Here is an 18,205-nt window from a genome sequence, read left to right on the forward strand (position 1 = left end):
CTCCTAAAATTCTATAGCCTGCGTAAGTTTTTTTACATCGGCTCTTTTGATTTCAATAATTTTTCCATCACAATCAAGTGTGAATGATTCTTCATCGTATTTTTTAAGTATGCCTATGTGCTTTTCGTTATTTTTTAGTTTTGCATCGAGTTTTATGTCCATGTTTCTTCTAAAATCATCATCCGTCTTTATAGGTCTATCTATACCCGGAGATGATATTTCTAAATAATACTTGTCCTTGAGTTCTTTTTCTGCTTCAAAAATTGGATCTAGCTTTTCTGATGCCTCTTGAAGTAGGTCTATATCAAGACCATCCTTCTTGTATACAAATACAGTTACCGTCATCTCGCCTTTTTGTCTTGTAAAAGCAATATCAACTAGCTCTGCCTTTAAATCTTCAAGCGCCTTAGCTACACTTGGACTAAGTTTTTCTTTTAAACTTTTGTAATTCATATCTCTCACCCCTCATTATAAAATAAAGAGTGGCGAGCCACTCTTCAATGCAAAATATTACCTTATATATTATATCATATAATAAGACTATTTACAAGTCTTTTATAAAATTAATCATTCTTAATTAAAGCTTTGTCTAAACTATTAACAAGTTCCTTATTAGATGATGTATTCGTCATGAATTTACGTAAATATTCAACCGCGTATTCATTTCCGTTCTTATTCATCAAGGCTCTAAACTTTCTTTGAATCTTTAAAGTTTTTTCATCTAATAATAATTCATCCTTCCTTGTGCCTGAATTTAATATGTCAATGGCTGGAAAGAGCCTCATGTTTGATAGGTCTCTATCAAGATAGAGCTCCATGTTGCCAGTACCTTTAAATTCTTCGTAAATAACTTGATCCATCCTCGAGCCAGTATCAATCAAAGCAGTTGCTAGTATGCTTAGACTGCCTTTATCCTTGAAGTTTCTTGCCGCTCCAAAAAATTTCTTCGGTCCAAATAAAGCGCCTGGATCCAAACCTCCCGATAGCGATCTACCTGTTGGCGTTATCATCATGTTATATGCTCTGGCAAGTCTTGTGATGCTATCAAGAAGTATAACTACATCCTTTTTATGCTCGACAAGTCTCTTTGCTCTCTCAAGCGTCATTTGTGATACCTTTATATGATTTTCAAGATCTTCGTCAAAAGTCGAGTAAATCACATCGCCATTGATGCTTCTCTTAAGATCGGTAACTTCTTCTGGTCTTTCATCAATTAAAAGAACTATAAGTTTTATCTCTGGATGATTTATGTTAATGGCATTGGCAATCTTTTTGATTAAAGTAGTCTTACCAGCCTTTGGCGGCGCAACGATAAGTCCTCTTTGTCCCTTGCCTATAGGTGAGATTAAATCAATAAACCTTGTAGATAGTTCATCTTTAGTCGTTTCAAGCTTAATAAGCTCATCTGGATACTCTGGAACCAAATCATCAAAGTCCGCTCTCTTAAAGCAAGTATCAAGACTATCTCCATTGACCTTATTGATATAAACTACGGCATTCTTAGAATTTTCTTCATTTGATTCGTCTTTTTTTCTGACCTTGCCAGTGATTTCGTCGCCTTGTCTTAATAAAAACTTTTTTATATAAGTTGGCGAAACATAATAATCATTGTCGCTTTGTGAATAATTTTCTCTTCTTAAAAATCCAAAACCATCTGGAAGTATCTCTAAGATGCCTGTTACTTCAACCGTTTCAATACCATCTATAGAGTTATCTTTAGTTGTTTTTGAATCAGTTTTTTCTTCTTTTGATTTATTTTTTTCAATGTTTGCGCTATTATTATTAATTTTTCAAAAAATTCATCCAAATTCTTACATGACTTAAAAGCATCCTCATCATGATTTGTGCGGATGCTCTTAAGAATATATTCAATAAGCTCAAGTTTTTTTAACTTAGTAAAGTTTTTTAGCCCATAGTTTTTAGCAAAATTTTGTAGCTCTACTAATTTATAATCATCTAAGTGATTATCTACAATCATTTAGCGTACTCCGGCTTTTTATCTAGTATATGAGTTGCTTTGATAAATCTAATTGTGCCTGTTTCAGCTCTTAGTACTAGTGTTTCTGTCTCACAAACGTTTTTCTTGATAAATTTAACTCCATCAAGTAATTCGCCGTGTGATACACCTGTTGCTGAGAAAGCAATTTCATCGCCTTTAACAAGATCGTCAAGATGAAGTATTTTATCTGGATTTATGCCCATCTTGATACATCTTTCTTTTTCTTTCTCATCTTTTGGTAAAAGTTTACCTTGCATTTCGCCGCCCATGCACTTAAGTGCTGCTGCAGCTAAAACGCCCTCAGGTGCACCACCACTACCAAGAAGCATATCAACGTTAGTATCTTCAAAGCAAGTTTGTATTGCAGCGATAACGTCGCCATCATTAATAAATTTAATTCTAGCTCCATTGTCCCTAAGCTCTTTAACTATAGCATCGTGTCTTGGTCTGTTTAGCATAACTACAGTTGTTTCAGAAACTTCTTTGTTAAGTGCCTTAGCAACTGCTTTTAAATTTTCTGTAACAGACTTTTCTATATCAACAACGCCCTTAGCCTTAGGTCCAACAGCAATTTTATTCATATACATGTCAGGAGCATGTAAAAGACAGCCAGCTGGTGCAACGGCTACAACTGATATAGCGTTTGGCATACCATTGGCAATTGAGTTTGTTCCATCTAGTGGGTCTACAGCTATGTCAACTTTAATTGCTCCGTCCTTGCGATCACCAATCTTTTCGCCTATATATAGCATAGGCGCTTCATCAATCTCGCCCTCGCCTATAACTACAGTACCGTCTATGTCAACAGTATCGAACATTCTTCTCATAGCTTCAACTGCAGCTCCGTCAGCAGCGTTCTTTTCGCCTCTTCCAAGCCATGGAGCAGAGCTTAATGCAGCTGCTTCAGTAACTCTGGCTAAATTCATTACTAAATTTCTATCCATAATTCTCTCCTATTTAACACTTTCCCAATCTTTTAAAAATCTTTCTATACCACTATCTGTTAATGGGTGGTGAAGCATTTGTTTAAATACCTTATATGGCACTGTAGCTATGTCACATCCTAGTCTAGCGCATTCAACTACATGCATTGGATGTCTTACAGATGCTGCTATAACTTCAGTATCATAATCATAGTTATCAAATATATCCATGATTTCTTCGATTAAATTAAGTCCGTCTGTTGATATATCATCAAGTCTACCTAAGAATGGGCTTACATAGCTAGCTCCAGCTTTTGCAGCTAGAAGTGCTTGTGTTGAAGTAAATACAAGTGTTACGTTTGTCTTTATGCCCATAGCGTGTAATTCTTTAACAGCTATAAGTCCTTCTTCAGTCATAGGTACTTTTATAATGATGTTTTTGTGTATCTTAGCAAGTTCTTTTGCTTCTTCTACCATCTCATCATGTTTAAGTGAAACAACTTCTGCAGATATAGGTCCATCTACAATGCCAGTTATTTCAGTAACAACTTCTTTAAAATCTCTTTTTTCTTTAGCGATAAGGCTTGGGTTTGTAGTAACTCCATCAACTACTCCCCAATTAGCGATCTCTCTAATTTCATTAACATTAGCTGTATCAATAAATAGTTTCATATTTCCTCCTATAGCCTAATCTTTGCTATCAATCTAAAGCCGTCAACAATCTCTTCGTCTTCAGCTAGTTCCCACATGTTTTTGTCATTTCTCATAAGCAGCATACTTCTTAAGTAGTACATCATGATACCTGCGTCTACATATGATGGCTTTCCATTGTTATCGTCAATATATAGATAAACATAGCTTCCTTTTATTACAAATCTCCATGGTTGAAGGTTTGATGTTGATGGTGCAAATCTTGCATAATAGAAAACATCGTCTAAACCTAAATTTTCAAGCATTTCTATATCCATGCTGTTAGCAAAACTGCCATCGAAAACGATTTCTTCAACTGGTTTTCTTTCAGAATATTTATCAAGGTCGAATGGGTTTGATGGTTTTTCATATCCAATAGCTAGAACGAAGTCTGAATTGTTTGCATACATATCAAAAACTTCTCTCTTTTTATCTTCGGATACGCCAAATAAATCAACCCAGCAAGTAGCAATGTCAAGACCATGTAGCTTTGTGATTAAACTTTCTGTGTAATAACTTTGCAAGATCATTGATTTTGCTGAGTCATCGCTTCTATTGATAACGATATAGTGAGGTGATTTAATCATAACACCTGAGTAGCCAGCGTGACCATCTAAAGCTTCGTAAACCATCTTTCCGTCCTTAACAATGTTAAAGCTTACAGAGCTTTGTCCATCTTCCTTAGATGTTTCAGAGCATATAGCTTTGATTTTAACAAGTGTATCATCGCTTAGCGGCTTAAGTTTAAAATCTCTCACTGATTTTCTAGTTTTTAGAAAATTATTCATTAACAAAATATATCTCCCCCTTAAAATAATATGTAAAATTATGACTTACGGTTTTATTATACCACATGTGGACTTACTTAGCAAACCTTTATTTTTCTTTAAATTTGTTATATAATATCTATGGTGATTAAATGAAATTAAATCCAAATCAGCTCGAAGCATCTAGACATGATAAAGGCCCCGCCCTTGTCCTAGCTGTTCCTGGCTCTGGCAAAACTACTGTTATAGTGAATCGTATTAAATATCTTATCGAAGATAAAGGCATTAGCCCATATAAGATTCTTGCTATAACCTTTGCTAAGTCCCAGCAGCTTGATATGCAAAGAAGAATACTTGAAGCGCTTGACGAAAATTATTCAAAAGAGGTCGGCGTTTTAACCATTCATGCCCTGTCATACAAGATTATTAGAGAGTTTGAGAGATATAAAAAAATTAAATACACCCTGCTTGATGTTGAAAATGCACCTAAATCGAGAAATATTCTTAGAAAGATATATGTGGATAAGCTAAAAAATTATCCAAGCGAAGAAGATTTAGATCAAATACAATCTATACTTGGCTATATTAAAAACACCAACGAAGACTATATCGATGCCGATGGTCCTTATGAATACAAGGTCGTGGTCGATGATTTTGAAGCTTATAAAAAGAAAAAGCGTCTCATAGATTTTGATGATATGCTTGTTATGGCAAATGATTTACTTGAAAAAGATAGACATATTATTTCAAAATTTAAGGACAAATACGAATACATCCTTCTTGATGAGGGCCAAGATACCTCGTCCATACAATTTATGGTACTTGATAAGCTTATTAATAAAGATAATAATTTTTTCGTTGTTGCTGATGATGACCAATCTATATATAGGTTTAGAGGCGCTTGCCCTGAGAGGATACTAAATTTTGAAAAGCATTATAAAGGCGCCCACATCTATAGGCTTAGTGAAAATTATAGGTCTACGCCAAGCATAATCACTGCTTCTAATAGACTGATTAGAAATAATAAGCTAAGATATGTAAAAGAATTAAATGCGTCTAAAAAAGGAAGTGCTCCTGTCAATGTGAAACTCTTTGGCAAAGACCTCGACGAGTACCGCTATATAGCAAAGTACTTGAAGGATGCGTCTGGCACTGTAGCTATTTTATATAGAAATAATATTTCTCAAATACCGCTTGCTGAATACTTAGAGCGCTACATGATTAATTTTACTTCTTATGATAAAAAAGATAGATTTTTTAGTCACTGGATTATTGAAGACATCTTTGATATATATAATTTTTCTCAAAATATGAATGACGCTAGTCTATTTAGAAAAATTTATTATAAAATTAAAGGCTATTTATCTAAGCAAGACATAAATGAGATATACACTTTAACAGATGTCGATGTCCTAAAGACCTTATATAAATCTGAGGCTATTCAAAGCTATAAAAAAGATTATATTCTTGAGCTTATGAAAGATTTCAAAAGCATAAAAAAGATGAAGCCTTCAAGTATCATTGATTATATTGAAAATGATATGAATTATAGAGGCTACTTAAGGACTAAGGGCCGTGACAACAGTGAGTCCTTCAACAAACTACTTACTATGCTCTACTTTTTAAAGCAAATTGCTCTCTATACTAAAAATATGGATGAGCTTAAATTAAGGCTCAATGTTTTGAAAAATAAAATCTATAGCCAAAATGAATCGAATGTGATTTTATCAACTATACATGGCGCTAAAGGTCTTGAGTTTGACACAGTGTTTTTGATTGATATAGTTGATGATGAAATACCTGGCTCAAATAATGCGAGCGATGCCGAGTTTGAAGAAGAAAGAAGAATTTTCTACGTTGGAATGACTAGGGCTAAAGAAAACTTAAATATCTTTGCTTTTAAAGAGAGAAATAACACGGACTACGATATAAGTCCATTTATAAATGAAATTAAGGGCTAACGCCATAAGAAAAGGTCAAAGCAAAAACTTTGACCTTTCTTTTTTAATTAATTTGTTTACGGCTTCCATCGCTGTTGAAAGTCGCTTTTAGTTTTAGATTTACATAAAGTATCGAGCCTAGCATTAGAACTACTTGTACTAGCATAAGTATTATGACTAAGTTTCCTGTGTAGTCCTTGTCATTACTGTAAAGCAGGAATAATATAACAAGGCTAAGAGAAAGCAATCTTCTTCCTAAGTTTATCCAAACTATTGGAAAAAGTTTTTGTGCATAGTCCCAAGTCTCTTTGTTCGTCATAGAAAGTTTAGTTCTAAAGCCTATGGCTATGTTTGGCTCTTTGCTCGGAAATTTTTTATAAATCTTTCCCGCTACGATAAGTACAAGTGGGATAAAAGCCGTGGATATCAGCATAATTAACTTGTATAAAAACATGTACTTACCCACCCCCTATAAATTCTTTGACTAATTTAGGCTAAAAATCTCCATCATCATAATCATCATCTGTCTTTTTTGCTTTTTTCTTCTTTATTGTACTTTTCTTTGAAGACATCTTCATTAAAACAAAGTAAGCAGCTACTACTAATAAAACTACTAGTATAAGTATGATTATTAGCTTAACTGGGCTCTTTTTATCAGATTTTTTAGCTTCTACTGGCTTAAATAATGGCACTTGATCAGTCTTATATGGCTCGCCTTTCTTAAGATTTTCAACAGTTAATTCCATATCAGCTATCTTATTTTGCTTAATTTGCTCATAGACATCTTTTGTTTCAAGTATTGCATCTTCGGCCTTTGTATTATTTTTTATTCTATCATTTAATAAATCAACTGCTATCGCCTTATTGACCTTGCCTTCGCTTGCAAGTAGTATGCTTGGTTTGCTTGTTTGATCAATGCTTAGATATCTAACATTACTCATGTTTTTTGATTTAACTAAAGTTATGGCTTCAAGCAGTCCATCACTGATGTCTGAATATGTCTCAACTATAAGTCCCTTATTTGATTTGACTAGTCCAACTTGCATAAATGGTCCAATCTTGTCCTTTATTATCATAATGGCGTTTCCTTTATTGACAAAGGAATCTTCTAAAGTCTTGTTAGCATTATTAAATAAGTACTCTGTAGAAAGATTATAAACTGGTATTACATATCCAACTAAGTCTTCTCTTTCGTTGTTTTCTTCTTTCATCTTATTGTTTATGACTAAGTTAAGTCTTTCTACTTCTGCATCATTTAGCACATAGCCATTCGGCACGCTAACTTTAAGATCAGCAGCATAAGCTACGTTCGTAAACATAAGTAATAATATTAATAAAAAACATACTTTCCTTTTCATAAGAAAACCTCCTTTATTCTTATTCTTTATTTACCCTTAAGCACGTTAAACTAAACAAGAACTAAAAATTTTATCTACATCTCATAAAATATTTTCTTAAATAAATATCCCCCGGCCTAGCCGGGGGTTTTTCTCATGCGGCCCAAAGGGCCTGTATTACTAGCCACGCCTCAAGGACGTTGGTTAATCTGTCACTTGCAAATTATACTAGCTACCCTTTAAAAGGGTCTAATTGTATCAAAATGTCAGCTGTTCACTAAGCTGGTCTTGTTTCAATTGATTTTGTATATACTCTTGTATGATTTTTGTATTTTTTCCTGCTGTATCTACATAATAACCTCTACACCAAAATTGACGTCCTCTGTACTTATATTTTAAATTGCCCCATTTTTCATAAATCATTATACTGCTTTTTCCTTTAAAGAAATCCCCATGAAGCTTGATACTGCTAATTTGGGTGGTATTTCTACCAACATGTGTACATGATCTGGGCAAACTTCTGCTTCTATTATATTAACTTCTTTCCAACTACATAATTCTCTTAAAATTTGTCCTATTTCAAGTCTTTTATCTCCAAAAAATTCTTTCCTTCTATACTTGGGTGCAAACACTATGTGGTATTTGCAATTCCATTTAGTATGTGATAAACTATGTGTGTCATTCAATGACATTTTTAATTCCTCCCTTATTTGATTTTATATTGCAATTGACAGATTACAATTATATTATATCAATAGGGAGGTTTTTTTGTTTGTTTATCACCGCTAAAGCTAAACTGAACCCCCAGTCTAACTGGGGGTTTTCTAATACAAAAATAAAGCTACGATTACTCGTAGCTTTACTCTTTATCTTGGTCTAGTTAATATTAAAATTATAATCAAAACTATAAAGATTGGTCCGAATACTTTGGCTGCCGCTAAAAACATAGCAGCAAAATCACCTTTTTCAGTTTTTTCTTGCTCTGTATGAATTAAATTACCTTTTTCATCATACTTGCCAGATTTTTTCTTTAGTTCTTCGAACGAACGATCAATTTTCTTTTGAAAAAACATTATTTATCCAAATTTAGCTTATGATGACATGCAACAAAGTGTCCAGGTCTTACTTCTTCAAATACTGGAACAACAGTTTTACACTCTTCAGTAGCATATTTACATCTAGTATGGAACTTACAGCCCTTAGGTGGATTGATAGGACTTGGTATATCTCCTTCTAGAATTTGAATTTCTTTCTTAGAATCAGTAGTTGGTATTGCGCCTAAAAGTGCTTCTGTATATGGATGCACTGGTCTAGCGTATAACTCCTTAGAATCAGCAAATTCAACTATATTTCCTAAGTACATTACACCTACCTTATCAGAAATGTATTTAATAACTGACAAGTCATGTGATATGAATAGATATGTTAGGTTTTCTTTTTCTTTTAAATCAATCAACAAGTTAATAATTTGTGATTGAATAGATACGTCTAGAGCTGATACTGCTTCGTCGCAAACGATGAAGTCTGGCTTTAAAGCAACACTTCTAGCGATACCAATTCTTTGTCTTTGACCGCCAGAGAATTGGTGAGGATATCTGTGAATAAAGTAATGAGCTAGACCGCAGTCTTGCATAACCTTTACAACGTAATCTTGTAGAGCCTTATCTTTTTGTTTGTAGATATCGTGAGCTACTAAACCTTCAGATATAATTTGACCTACAGTCATACGAGGGTTAAGTGATGAATATGGGTCTTGGAAGATAAGTTGCATATCTTTTCTTAAGTGTCTCATCTCTTCATATTCAAGTTCAGCTAGGTTTACACCAGCATCTCTATATCCCTCAGCTTTTTCGTATTCAGCATGTCCCTTAACTTCTTCTCTAAGAGAATCAAGTTTTGCTTCAACATTTTTTAATTCGCTCTCAGATGCTGAATCTTCTTTTCCATCTTTCTTAGCAAGAAATATTTTGTTATTTAATTCTTGTTCCTTTGAAAGTAATGATTTAACTTCACTTTCATTGTCATGATATATTAAAGCTCCAGCTATTTGTGCAAGGTCTTTGTAAAGAAGTTTATATTGCTTTTCAGCCTCTCTAAGCTTATTTAAAGCTTCGCCCTTTTCCTTGCCTTCAGCAAGTGCTTCATAAGCAGAAGTATCCTTTTCAATCTCAGCTTTAAGCTCTTTTAATTTATTCTTATGGCTAGCGAAACCATTTATTAATTTATATACATACTTAGGGTTAACTTCCCATCTTGTTCTTCCGTAATAAATAGTTCTACCGTCAGTTTGTTTGTATAATTGTAGTAATGTTCTTCCGAAAGTAGATTTACCGCAGCCAGATTCACCAACTAAGCCGATAGTTTCTCCCTTGTAAATATCCAATGAGATATCATCATTAGCCTTTACATATTTAACTTCCTTGCCTACTTTTTGTACAGGGAAGTATTGTTTTAAGTTTTGTATTCTAAATAGTAATTCTCTATTTTCCATCGGATCTTACCCCCTTTTCAGGATAGAAACATCTTACTTCATGATTGTCATCTACTTTAACTAAATCTGGTTGATAGTTATCACACTTTTCAGTTCTATATTTACATCTAGGAGCAAATTTACAGCCCTTAGGTAAATTTAGTGGATGTGGAACAGCTCCAGGTATTGCATCTAGCTTCATGCCTTGAGGAGTATCCAATCTTGGTATAGATACCATAAGTCCTTCTGTATATGGATGCATGAATTTACTCTTACCTTCGAAGATAATATCTCTTGGTGCTTTTTCAACTACTTGACCACAATACATAACAGCAACGTCATCTGCCATTTGGTTAATAACGCCAAGGTCATGAGTGATAAATAATATTGAAGTACCGATTCTCTTCTTAAGATCATTCATTAATCTAAGTATTTGAGCTTGAATAGTAACGTCAAGAGCAGTTGTTGGCTCGTCAGCTATAAGAAGCTTAGGAACACAAGCAAGTGCCATGGCAATCATAACTCTTTGTCTCATACCACCTGATAATTGGTGAGGATATTGTTTAGCAACAGTCTCTGGATTTGGTATCTTAACCATGCTAAGCATTTCAACAACTTTTTCAGCTGCTTCTTTCTTGTTCATTCCTTGGTGAATAATGAACGGTTCACTAACTTGTCTTTCAACAGTAAATACTGGGTTTAGTGAAGTCATTGGCTCTTGGAATATAACAGAAACATCATTACCTCTGATATGACCCATTTTGTTCTTAGGTATATCAGTAATATTTTCTCCGTTAAACCAAATTTCACCACTGTCAATATATCCATTACCATCAAGTAGTTTAATGATACTCATGGCAGAAACACTCTTACCACTACCACTTTCTCCTACTACTCCTAATGTTTTACCTTGTTCTACTGAATAGGAAACGCCATTAACAGCTTTGATTATTCCCTTTTTTGTTGTAAAAAAGGTATGCAAGTCTTTTAATTCTAATAATGCCATTAATCTTACCTCCTATCTTTCAGCTGATCTAGGGTCGATAGCATCTCTTAGGCCATCACCTATTAAGTTAATACAAATTACACAAACACCTAGTATGATAGAAGGGAATACCCATCTCCACCAGTATCTTTGAATAATTATAGAGTTGTTAGCACCGTTAAGCATATTACCCCAAGTTGGATATGGTGCTGGAACACCAAAGCCAAGGAATGATAGTGATGCTTCAGTAAGCATACTTGATGCGAATGATAGTGTAGCATTAACTATAATTATAGATATAGTGTTTGGTAATATATGTTTAAATATAATATTCTTTTCTTTAATACCTAGTGATCTTGCAGCAACAACATACTCTTGCTCTCTAATTGAAAGTACTTGAGCACGAACAAGTCTTTGAAGTCCAGTCCAAGATAGTAAACCAAGTATAATCATGATCATAAAGATCTTTTGGTCTGCAGTCATTGTTTGGCCAACAAGTGCTGATAATATCATCGCAAATGGTAGGAATGGTAGTGAACCTATCATTTCAGCAACCCTTTGTAATACGTTATCAACCCAGCCTCCAACGAAGCCTGAAATACCACCAACGATTACGCCGATGATAGTCGAGATTATAACTGCGATAGCACCTATAGTCATAGATTTTCTACCGCCGTTAAGAATTCTGTTCCAGATATCTCTGCCTAGGTCATCAGTACCTAATAAGTAACCTTTGTGACCATAGCTATATACCTTTCCAGATTGATCAACAACATGTGTTTGATAGAAACCAGTATAAACTTTATCTACCTTTTTACCTCTAAGTTCTTGAGGCACATTAAGTTGTCCTAATGAGTTAGAACCCCATTCAATGATAGTATCATCTTTTAACTTAGCAAGATATGAATATCTTTGTCCATATATATTCTTAACCTTACCTTGTATATCTTCAGGAACGTCCCACTCACCAGTTGTAGTTGGGTTACCCCACATATAAATCTTGCCTGATTCTCCTACAGCTACAAATGTATTGTATGAAGAAGCAAGGTCAACAACTTTTTCATTAATTTCAGGTATCTTAGATAAACCTGACTCTTGTGCACCTAAGTGAACAACTTTGCCGTCTTTTGTTATAGCGCATGCTGTATTAGGGTTTGGAACTATCTTAGCAATATTTCCTTTATATTCATGACCTTCTTTGTAGTCATTAACGCCCATGTTACCCCAAGCGTATGTGTCTCCATCTTCATCTAAAGCATAAGAAACTTGGTCTGAAGCAGCGATATCAACAATTTTTGTTCCAAGCAATTCTGCTGGTGCCTTAGCTTGTTGTAGTCTGTTATTACCCCAGCCAAGAACTTTACCATCATCAGTAAGAGCTATTACATGGTCAGTACCACAAGCTACTTTAATGATGTTTTTTCCAGCCTTCTTTACTTCTTTAGGTATTTTTCTAATATCAACCTTTTTGGAGATATTAGTTTTGCCCCAAACAAAAATCTTACCATTCTCATCAACAGCAGCACTAAATGTAGATCCAACACTAAGTGTCTTGATATTCTTAAGTCCATTTGGCAACGGAAGTATATCGAAACCTGGAGCTATGTTAGCTTGTGTTGTTTCAACATATGATAAGTCTAAAGGATTAAATAAAGGTCCTATCAATACTAATAAGAATATACCAAAGAAAATGAAAAATGCAGTCATTGCTACCTTATTTGAAAGGAATACGTTTAATATGGTTCTAAAAGGAGTTTGAATGTCATCCTCAACCATAACGTCTTTTTTCTTTTTCTTGAATAAACTAAATCCTTTTTTCTTTGGAGGTATTTGGTTTGTTTCTTTTAAGTCTTTTTTATCTTTTTCCATTGTAACCTCCTAATTTTCTACTCTAACTCTAGGGTCAACTAAGCCGTATGTCAAGTCAGTAACTAAGTTTCCGATAAGAGTTATTATTATATAGAATAACTGAATTGCAAGTGCTAAGTCATAGTCCTTTTTGTTTAAAGCATCTATGTAGAACTTACCCATACCATTTAAATTAAACATTGACTCAATAATTAGTGATCCAGAGAATATACTCATAAACCAGCCAACAATTAGTGTAACTACTGGTAAAAGTGCATTTCTCCATGCGTGTGAATAAATTACAGCTTTTTCCTTTAAGCCCTTTGCTCTTGCAGTCTTAATATAATCCATGCTTAATGCGTCATCCATAGCAGCTCTGACATATCTTGTCATACCGCCAAGTGAGCCAACTGTCATGATTATTAGAGGAAGTGCAATGTGCTTAAAGATATCAAGTGTATCCTTAATACCTGTATAATTCTTACCTGCAGTTCTCATACCACTTACTGGGAACCATTGTAACTTAACACTAAAGACATATATAAACAATAGTGCTGTGATAAATACTGGTATAGAATAACCTATAACAGTTAATACCTGTGTTACTTGGTCGAAAACTGAGTTCTTTTTAACGGCACACGCTATACCTAAAGGTATAGTAATGCCTAGACCTATAATTATTGCAAAAATATTAATAAATATAGTAAGTTTTAAAGGTTCTTGTACAACGTTTACAACCTTGTCTTTATATACTCTTGAGTCTCCTAGGTCACCTTGTAGTAGTCTACCAAGCCATTTACCGTATCTAACTATCATAGGATCATCAAGACCATATTGTTTTCTTAAGTCTTTGTATCTCTTATTGTACTCTTCAACTTTTAATTGTGCCTTCATTGGTTCAAGCTCTGCTCTAGCCGGGTCAGAAGGTATCATATTATATAAGAAGAAAAGTAAAATAGACATAACAAAGAATACGAATACCATGTAAAGTATTCTTTTTATAACATATTTTCCCATCATCATCCACCTTATCTGTATTTTTATAGAAGGCAATATTTCTATTGCCTTCCACAAAATGTTTTTTTAATTCTAATGTTTACTATTCTGTTACCCAAGCATCTAGTATAGTTGCTGTTAATCCCTTCATTTCTGAAGTTACCCAATGTTTAAGTTTAGCATTGTAGAAGTCATGGTATTGGTTAGAATATAGAGGTAGGTCAGGAAGTAATTCGTTCCATCTAACTATGAACTTAACGAAGTTGTCCTTGAATGCGTCTCTTTGATCTGGAGCAACCATAACCATGTCTGTAGCAGTTTTTTCTAGCTCTTTATCGAAGATGAAGTTAGTGTTGTAACCCATCTTAATCATTTCTTCTTTTGTTGAGTAATCATATTTTCTATCATACCATGGAGTAAAGCCTGAAGCTAGGTTGAACATGTTATATGTTGGAACTCCATATTTAGCATCTTGTGATGCGTCTCTGTATAACCAGTTTAGTAATTCGTCAAAGCTCATTGCGTCTCTTTGAATCTTGATACCTGCTTTTACAAGGTCAGGGTTTTCAGCTAGTTTAACAACTAGTAGGTCAGATACTTCGTTGTTTTCAGTAGATGCCCATTTGATTTCAAGTGGCATTAACTTACCGTCATCCATCTTCTTGTATCTGATTCCGTCGCCTTCTTTAAATTCAGCGCCTGATTCGTTTAGAGTGAATCCAGCTTTTTCTAGTAATTCTACAGCCTTAGCTGGGTCGTATGGATAAGAGTTAAGCTTTTCTTCAAGTTCTTTCTTTGTTTCTTGATAGAACCATTGAGCAGTACCATAAGGTCCGTTTACAACAGAACCATATCCGCCTGTAAATTGTTTAGCGAAATCGTTTCTGTCTAGTAAGTAAGCAAGTGCTTGTCTTACTTCTGGGAATTGAGTTGGTCCAACGTCGCAAGAGAATGCGATCTCACCATAACCAGCTCTTGGATAGTCAGTGTAAGCAAAGCCTTCGCCTTCTGTTAAGTCCATACCAGCGTTGATTGTCTTACCATCACCGATTTTATTGATTATATCAACACCACCAGTTTTTAAGTCGTCGATTTGAGTAGCTTGAGTTATCTTTTTAAGAATAACTTTTGAAATTAGAGGTTTTCTACCAACTCTATCTCCTTGGAAGTTAGGGTTGATAACCATTGTTGCTAATTGTTGTGCTTCGTCGTATTTTTCTAACATATATGGACCGCTTGAAGGTAGAGTCTTTTTATCTCTTGCAGCTTTAACTGCGTTTTTGAACTCTTCAGTATTAATATCTTCAACAAAGTAACATCCATCGCCGTCATCTTTAATGTCTACATCTTTGCCTAACCAAAATTCTAGATCTTCTGGGCTTGATGCAACAGAGTTTAATTCATAGAAATATGGTGTGTTATTAGGATTAATTGTTGCTGAGAAAGTGTAATCATCAATTAGATGAAGACCAGCAAATTCTTTAGTTTCTCCCTTACTAAATGCATCGTAACCAACTAGGTCGATACCTGCTGTGTTTTTACCTTTACATAAGTCTGGTCCAATAAGTTTTGAACTCCATAGCATAGTTGCTGCTACATAGTTCTTTGCTGTGATTTCTTTACCGTCAGCAAATTTAAGACCTTGTTTGATTGTGAATGTGTAAGTTTTTGACTTATCTTCGTTTTCTTTAGTGTCATACTTTTCAACGATTGAGTCGTCAATTACGTATTCACCTTCATCAGTTTGATCAACTGTACCGTAGCCTTGAACTAAACGTCTAACGTCAGCATCTGATGCGTTGTTTTGCCATACTCCTGAGAAGTCTCCACTCATTTCAGTAGTAGTACCAATGATTAATTGGCCACTTGGCTCAGTTGGTCTTTCAGCTGTTTCGTCATCTGCTGGTTCTTCAGCATTTTCGTCATCAGCTGGTGCTTCTGTTTCAGTATCATTTTCTGCTGGTTCATCAGTCTTCTTACCGCATGCGAATGCGAAAGCTGATAATACCATAGAAAGTACTAATAAAAACACTAATGTCTTTTTAAGTTTCATTAATATTCCCCCTTAAAATTTTTTCATATAATAACGGCTATATGTTACATATATATTACACTATTTTTTATAAAAATGCAAGCTTTATTTCTAAAAATTCATATTTAGATTTATGTTTTAAATAAAAAAATTTTAATTTTCTTTATAATTTATTATGTCTAAACCGTGTGAAGTGCCGATAACATCAGCACCTGCGCTAATGAATTCAATCGCAGTTTTATAATCAGAAATTCCTCCGGAGGCTTTTATTTTTATTTTCTCTCCAAAATTTTCTTTTATAAATTTTATGTCTTCTAAATTTGCTCCGGACTTCGTAAAACCTGTTGATGTTTTCACAAAGTCAGCCCCTTCTTTTACTAAAATATTTGTTATAAAATATATATCTTCCTTGTTAAGAAAGGATGTTTCTATAATAAATTTGATTATATGGTCTTTACAAGCTTCTCTTAAACAATTTACCTCTTTACTCAGATATTCATAGTCTCTCATCTTGATTCTTCCGATATTCGAAACAATATCCAAATCGTTTGCTCCATTTTTAATCGCATCTTTTGTTTCAAATATTTTTGATTCAGTCGTAGCATAACCGTTAGGAAATGCTATCACTGTACTTAAGTAAATATTTTGCAAGTTTTTACGAGCAACTTGCAAAAATGAGGGTGCTATGCATAGTGATCTGAAATTATATTTTCTTTGCTCTTCTACAAGCTTTATAATATCAGACTCACTTGCGTCTTGTTTTAAATTGGTTTGATCTAAAAATTTAGCTATATCTAACATTTATGAATTTTATACTCCCTTCTTCTCCATTTTACTACTACATCTCGCTACATAGTAAAAGCTACAAATATGAATAACGAATATCGATATTGTATAATAAGCCAAGATTTTTATAAAGCCACTTATAAAAAATTCTTCTGGCATTAGTCTTATTAGTAGGTCTGTGCTTGGGTCGAGCTGCCATAGTTGATTATTAAAGAATATCTCATGAAATTTTACGAAGGCTCCAGAAAAGTCTGTTAAATATAGAGCTCCAAAAATTATTGGCACTAAGTATCCTATAAACAAGGTATTTCTTAGCTCTTTAAACTTAAATACGTTAATCTTTTTCCATGCGTATAAGAGTATTATAAGTAAAGTTATTGCTGCAGCTATAATTTTAATAATGTTTAGTACTTTATATATATGTCTTACGTCTCTCATGTGGCTTATTTCTTTTTCGTTTAAGCCAATTAAGCTTAGGTGCTCATCAGCATTTTGGCCTCTTAGGTAGCCTGCTATAACTTTTGAAGCGACTAAGACTTCTTCCTCTGATCTATCGATATAATCAAAATCATCTAAGTGCTTTGCGTTCATATAAACAGCGTTTTCGTCATAGGAAACTGTTTGAATTGCTTGACATAATATAAGTGCTATTATATTAAGGGTTAATATAATAGCAACTGATAATTTAATATTCTTCATTTTAATCTTCTAAGTTATGTGAAACGCTTTGAACGTCGTCTGATTCTTCAAGGTCGTCAACCATCTTCTCAAACTTAATAGCTTGTTCTTCGTCAAGTTTTACTGTTGTTTGAGGTATGTTTGCTATGTCAAAGTCACTTAGCTTGTAGCCTCTGTCTTTTAGTCCTTCTACTACCTTGTTAAAATCTTCAACAGATGTGTAAATTTCATAGCCTTCTTCAAATGCTTTAAAATCTTCTGCACCTAAGTCGATTGCGTCCATTGTTAATGTGTCTTCATCAACTGAATCATCTTTTTCTATAGCGATAAAGCCTTTTTTATCAAATAGATATGATACGCAGCCTGTTGTTCCCAAGTTTCCGCCGTGTTTATCAAAGGCGTGTCTTACGTCTGAAGCTGTTCTGTTTCTATTGTCTGTTAAGCAGTCAACGATAACAGCAACACCGCCGACACCGTATCCTTCATATACAACGTTTTCATAGTTTGCATCGCCTTCTCCGCCTTCACCTTTTTTGATAGCTCTTTCAATGTTGTCGTTTGGCATGTTCTCAGCCTTAGCTTTTTCTATCGCTGATTTAAGTGATGGGTTAAACTCCGGATTTGATCCTCCTTCTTTAACCGCTACAGTGATGTATCTAGCAAGTTTTGTAAATACTGAGGCTCTTCTTTGGTCTTCTTTACCTTTCTTAGCCTTTATTGTTTTCCATTTTGAATGTCCTGACATTTTATTCCT

Annotated in this window: 18 protein-coding genes and 1 pseudogene; 1 reads left to right on the top strand and 18 read right to left on the bottom strand. The window is 34.2% G+C overall.

Annotation, left to right across the window (positions count from 1 at the left end; all coding sequences use genetic code 11):
• Positions 1 to 3: 3 nt before the first annotated feature.
• The 6 genes from BN30_RS08650 to BN30_RS08660 all read right to left on the bottom strand — a co-directional run bounded on the left by BN30_RS08650 (position 4) and on the right by BN30_RS08660 (position 4,400).
• Positions 4 to 453 (bottom strand): ribosome maturation factor RimP, encoded by a 450-nt coding sequence (locus tag BN30_RS08650; RefSeq protein WP_019213715.1) that lies wholly within the window; start codon positions 451 to 453, stop codon positions 4 to 6.
• A gap of 110 nt (positions 454 to 563) precedes the next feature.
• Positions 564 to 1,787 carry a transcription termination factor Rho gene (rho, locus tag BN30_RS08655; protein WP_084691339.1) on the bottom strand — a complete coding sequence of 408 codons (1,224 nt, stop codon included), beginning with the start codon at positions 1,785 to 1,787 and terminating at the stop codon, positions 564 to 566.
• On the bottom strand, positions 1,703 to 1,978 hold the full coding sequence (locus BN30_RS01255; protein WP_019213717.1) for a Rho termination factor N-terminal domain-containing protein: 276 nt from the start codon (positions 1,976 to 1,978) through the stop codon (positions 1,703 to 1,705). The genes rho and BN30_RS01255 overlap by 85 nt, the downstream gene beginning before the upstream one ends.
• Positions 1,975 to 2,943 (bottom strand): class II fructose-bisphosphatase, encoded by a 969-nt coding sequence (glpX, locus tag BN30_RS01260; RefSeq protein ID WP_019213718.1) that lies wholly within the window; start codon positions 2,941 to 2,943, stop codon positions 1,975 to 1,977. The genes BN30_RS01255 and glpX overlap by 4 nt, the downstream gene beginning before the upstream one ends.
• A 9-nt stretch (positions 2,944 to 2,952) precedes the next feature.
• A complete protein-coding gene (fsa, locus tag BN30_RS01265; RefSeq protein ID WP_019213719.1) occupies positions 2,953 to 3,594 on the bottom strand; it encodes a fructose-6-phosphate aldolase in 642 nt (213 codons plus the stop codon).
• Between the two features lie 8 nt (positions 3,595 to 3,602).
• Positions 3,603 to 4,400, bottom strand: coding sequence for a nitroreductase family protein (locus tag BN30_RS08660; protein ID WP_019213720.1), 798 nt, complete (start codon positions 4,398 to 4,400; stop codon positions 3,603 to 3,605).
• 131 nt (positions 4,401 to 4,531) lie between these two features.
• On the opposite strand from BN30_RS08660, the gene BN30_RS01275 reads away from it, so the two are divergent.
• Positions 4,532 to 6,340 (top strand): ATP-dependent helicase, encoded by a 1,809-nt coding sequence (locus BN30_RS01275; protein WP_019213721.1) that lies wholly within the window; start codon positions 4,532 to 4,534, stop codon positions 6,338 to 6,340.
• Positions 6,341 to 6,383: 43 nt separating this feature from the next.
• Here BN30_RS01275 and BN30_RS01280 read toward each other — a convergent pair whose 3' ends face one another.
• The 12 genes and pseudogenes from BN30_RS01280 to BN30_RS01335 all read right to left on the bottom strand — a co-directional run bounded on the left by BN30_RS01280 (position 6,384) and on the right by BN30_RS01335 (position 18,196).
• Complete coding sequence (locus BN30_RS01280) at positions 6,384 to 6,773, bottom strand: SdpI family protein (RefSeq protein WP_019213722.1); 390 nt, start codon at positions 6,771 to 6,773, stop codon at positions 6,384 to 6,386.
• Positions 6,774 to 6,813: 40 nt separating this feature from the next.
• The gene (locus BN30_RS01285; RefSeq protein WP_019213723.1) at positions 6,814 to 7,677 is read right to left on the bottom strand and encodes a hypothetical protein; all 864 of its coding nucleotides are present in this window, start codon (positions 7,675 to 7,677) and stop codon (positions 6,814 to 6,816) included.
• Positions 7,678 to 7,888: 211 nt separating this feature from the next.
• Positions 7,889 to 8,348 (bottom strand): annotated as a pseudogene (gene tnpA, locus BN30_RS08665) (IS200/IS605 family transposase).
• Positions 8,349 to 8,522: 174 nt separating this feature from the next.
• The gene (locus BN30_RS01295) at positions 8,523 to 8,729 is read right to left on the bottom strand and encodes a hypothetical protein (RefSeq protein ID WP_019213725.1); all 207 of its coding nucleotides are present in this window, start codon (positions 8,727 to 8,729) and stop codon (positions 8,523 to 8,525) included.
• Positions 8,729 to 10,147 carry an oligopeptide/dipeptide ABC transporter ATP-binding protein gene (locus BN30_RS10440; protein ID WP_019213726.1) on the bottom strand — a complete coding sequence of 473 codons (1,419 nt, stop codon included), beginning with the start codon at positions 10,145 to 10,147 and terminating at the stop codon, positions 8,729 to 8,731. Before BN30_RS10440 ends, BN30_RS01295 begins: the two co-directional genes overlap by 1 nt.
• Entirely contained in the window at positions 10,137 to 11,132 is a 996-nt protein-coding gene (locus BN30_RS01305) for an ABC transporter ATP-binding protein (RefSeq protein WP_019213727.1), read from the bottom strand. Before BN30_RS01305 ends, BN30_RS10440 begins: the two co-directional genes overlap by 11 nt.
• Before the next feature lie 12 nt (positions 11,133 to 11,144).
• Positions 11,145 to 12,980, bottom strand: a complete 1,836-nt coding sequence (locus tag BN30_RS01310; RefSeq protein ID WP_019213728.1) for an ABC transporter permease subunit — start codon at positions 12,978 to 12,980, stop codon at positions 11,145 to 11,147.
• A 9-nt stretch (positions 12,981 to 12,989) separates the two neighbouring features.
• Positions 12,990 to 13,976: an ABC transporter permease gene (locus tag BN30_RS01315; protein ID WP_019213729.1), complete on the bottom strand. Its 987-nt coding sequence runs from the start codon at positions 13,974 to 13,976 to the stop codon at positions 12,990 to 12,992.
• An 82-nt stretch (positions 13,977 to 14,058) separates the two neighbouring features.
• Complete coding sequence (locus tag BN30_RS08670) at positions 14,059 to 16,008, bottom strand: ABC transporter substrate-binding protein (RefSeq protein ID WP_019213730.1); 1,950 nt, start codon at positions 16,006 to 16,008, stop codon at positions 14,059 to 14,061.
• A gap of 132 nt (positions 16,009 to 16,140) precedes the next feature.
• Positions 16,141 to 16,788 (bottom strand): deoxyribose-phosphate aldolase, encoded by a 648-nt coding sequence (deoC, locus tag BN30_RS01325; protein WP_019213731.1) that lies wholly within the window; start codon positions 16,786 to 16,788, stop codon positions 16,141 to 16,143.
• A 9-nt stretch (positions 16,789 to 16,797) separates the two neighbouring features.
• Entirely contained in the window at positions 16,798 to 17,472 is a 675-nt protein-coding gene (locus tag BN30_RS01330; protein ID WP_019213732.1) for a TIGR01906 family membrane protein, read from the bottom strand.
• A 1-nt stretch (position 17,473) separates the two neighbouring features.
• The gene (locus BN30_RS01335; protein WP_019213733.1) at positions 17,474 to 18,196 is read right to left on the bottom strand and encodes a YebC/PmpR family DNA-binding transcriptional regulator; all 723 of its coding nucleotides are present in this window, start codon (positions 18,194 to 18,196) and stop codon (positions 17,474 to 17,476) included.
• Between the last annotated feature and the right edge of the window lie 9 nt (positions 18,197 to 18,205).

The organism is Fenollaria massiliensis, assembly GCF_000312505.2.
Lineage (GTDB): Bacteria > Bacillota > Clostridia > Tissierellales > Peptoniphilaceae > Fenollaria > Fenollaria massiliensis.

Bases quoted from the DNA above. Each gene is read 5' to 3' on its own strand.
- BN30_RS01335 (WP_019213733.1), bottom strand. From the start codon at position 18,196: ATGTCAGGACATTCAAAATGGAAAACAATAAAGGCTAAGAAAGGTAAA.
- BN30_RS10440 (WP_019213726.1), bottom strand. From the start codon at position 10,147: ATGGAAAATAGAGAATTACTATTTAGAATACAAAACTTAAAACAATAC.
- BN30_RS01330 (WP_019213732.1), bottom strand. From the start codon at position 17,472: ATGAAGAATATTAAATTATCAGTTGCTATTATATTAACCCTTAATATA.
- BN30_RS01315 (WP_019213729.1), bottom strand. From the start codon at position 13,976: ATGGGAAAATATGTTATAAAAAGAATACTTTACATGGTATTCGTATTC.
- BN30_RS01310 (WP_019213728.1), bottom strand. From the start codon at position 12,980: ATGGAAAAAGATAAAAAAGACTTAAAAGAAACAAACCAAATACCTCCA.
- BN30_RS01305 (WP_019213727.1), bottom strand. From the start codon at position 11,132: ATGGCATTATTAGAATTAAAAGACTTGCATACCTTTTTTACAACAAAA.
- glpX (WP_019213718.1), bottom strand. From the start codon at position 2,943: ATGGATAGAAATTTAGTAATGAATTTAGCCAGAGTTACTGAAGCAGCT.
- BN30_RS01285 (WP_019213723.1), bottom strand. From the start codon at position 7,677: ATGAAAAGGAAAGTATGTTTTTTATTAATATTATTACTTATGTTTACG.
- BN30_RS01295 (WP_019213725.1), bottom strand. From the start codon at position 8,729: ATGTTTTTTCAAAAGAAAATTGATCGTTCGTTCGAAGAACTAAAGAAA.
- BN30_RS01275 (WP_019213721.1), top strand. From the start codon at position 4,532: ATGAAATTAAATCCAAATCAGCTCGAAGCATCTAGACATGATAAAGGC.
- BN30_RS01280 (WP_019213722.1), bottom strand. From the start codon at position 6,773: ATGTTTTTATACAAGTTAATTATGCTGATATCCACGGCTTTTATCCCA.
- BN30_RS08660 (WP_019213720.1), bottom strand. From the start codon at position 4,400: ATGAATAATTTTCTAAAAACTAGAAAATCAGTGAGAGATTTTAAACTT.
- BN30_RS08650 (WP_019213715.1), bottom strand. From the start codon at position 453: ATGAATTACAAAAGTTTAAAAGAAAAACTTAGTCCAAGTGTAGCTAAG.
- BN30_RS08670 (WP_019213730.1), bottom strand. From the start codon at position 16,008: ATGAAACTTAAAAAGACATTAGTGTTTTTATTAGTACTTTCTATGGTA.
- BN30_RS01255 (WP_019213717.1), bottom strand. From the start codon at position 1,978: ATGATTGTAGATAATCACTTAGATGATTATAAATTAGTAGAGCTACAA.
- deoC (WP_019213731.1), bottom strand. From the start codon at position 16,788: ATGTTAGATATAGCTAAATTTTTAGATCAAACCAATTTAAAACAAGAC.
- fsa (WP_019213719.1), bottom strand. From the start codon at position 3,594: ATGAAACTATTTATTGATACAGCTAATGTTAATGAAATTAGAGAGATC.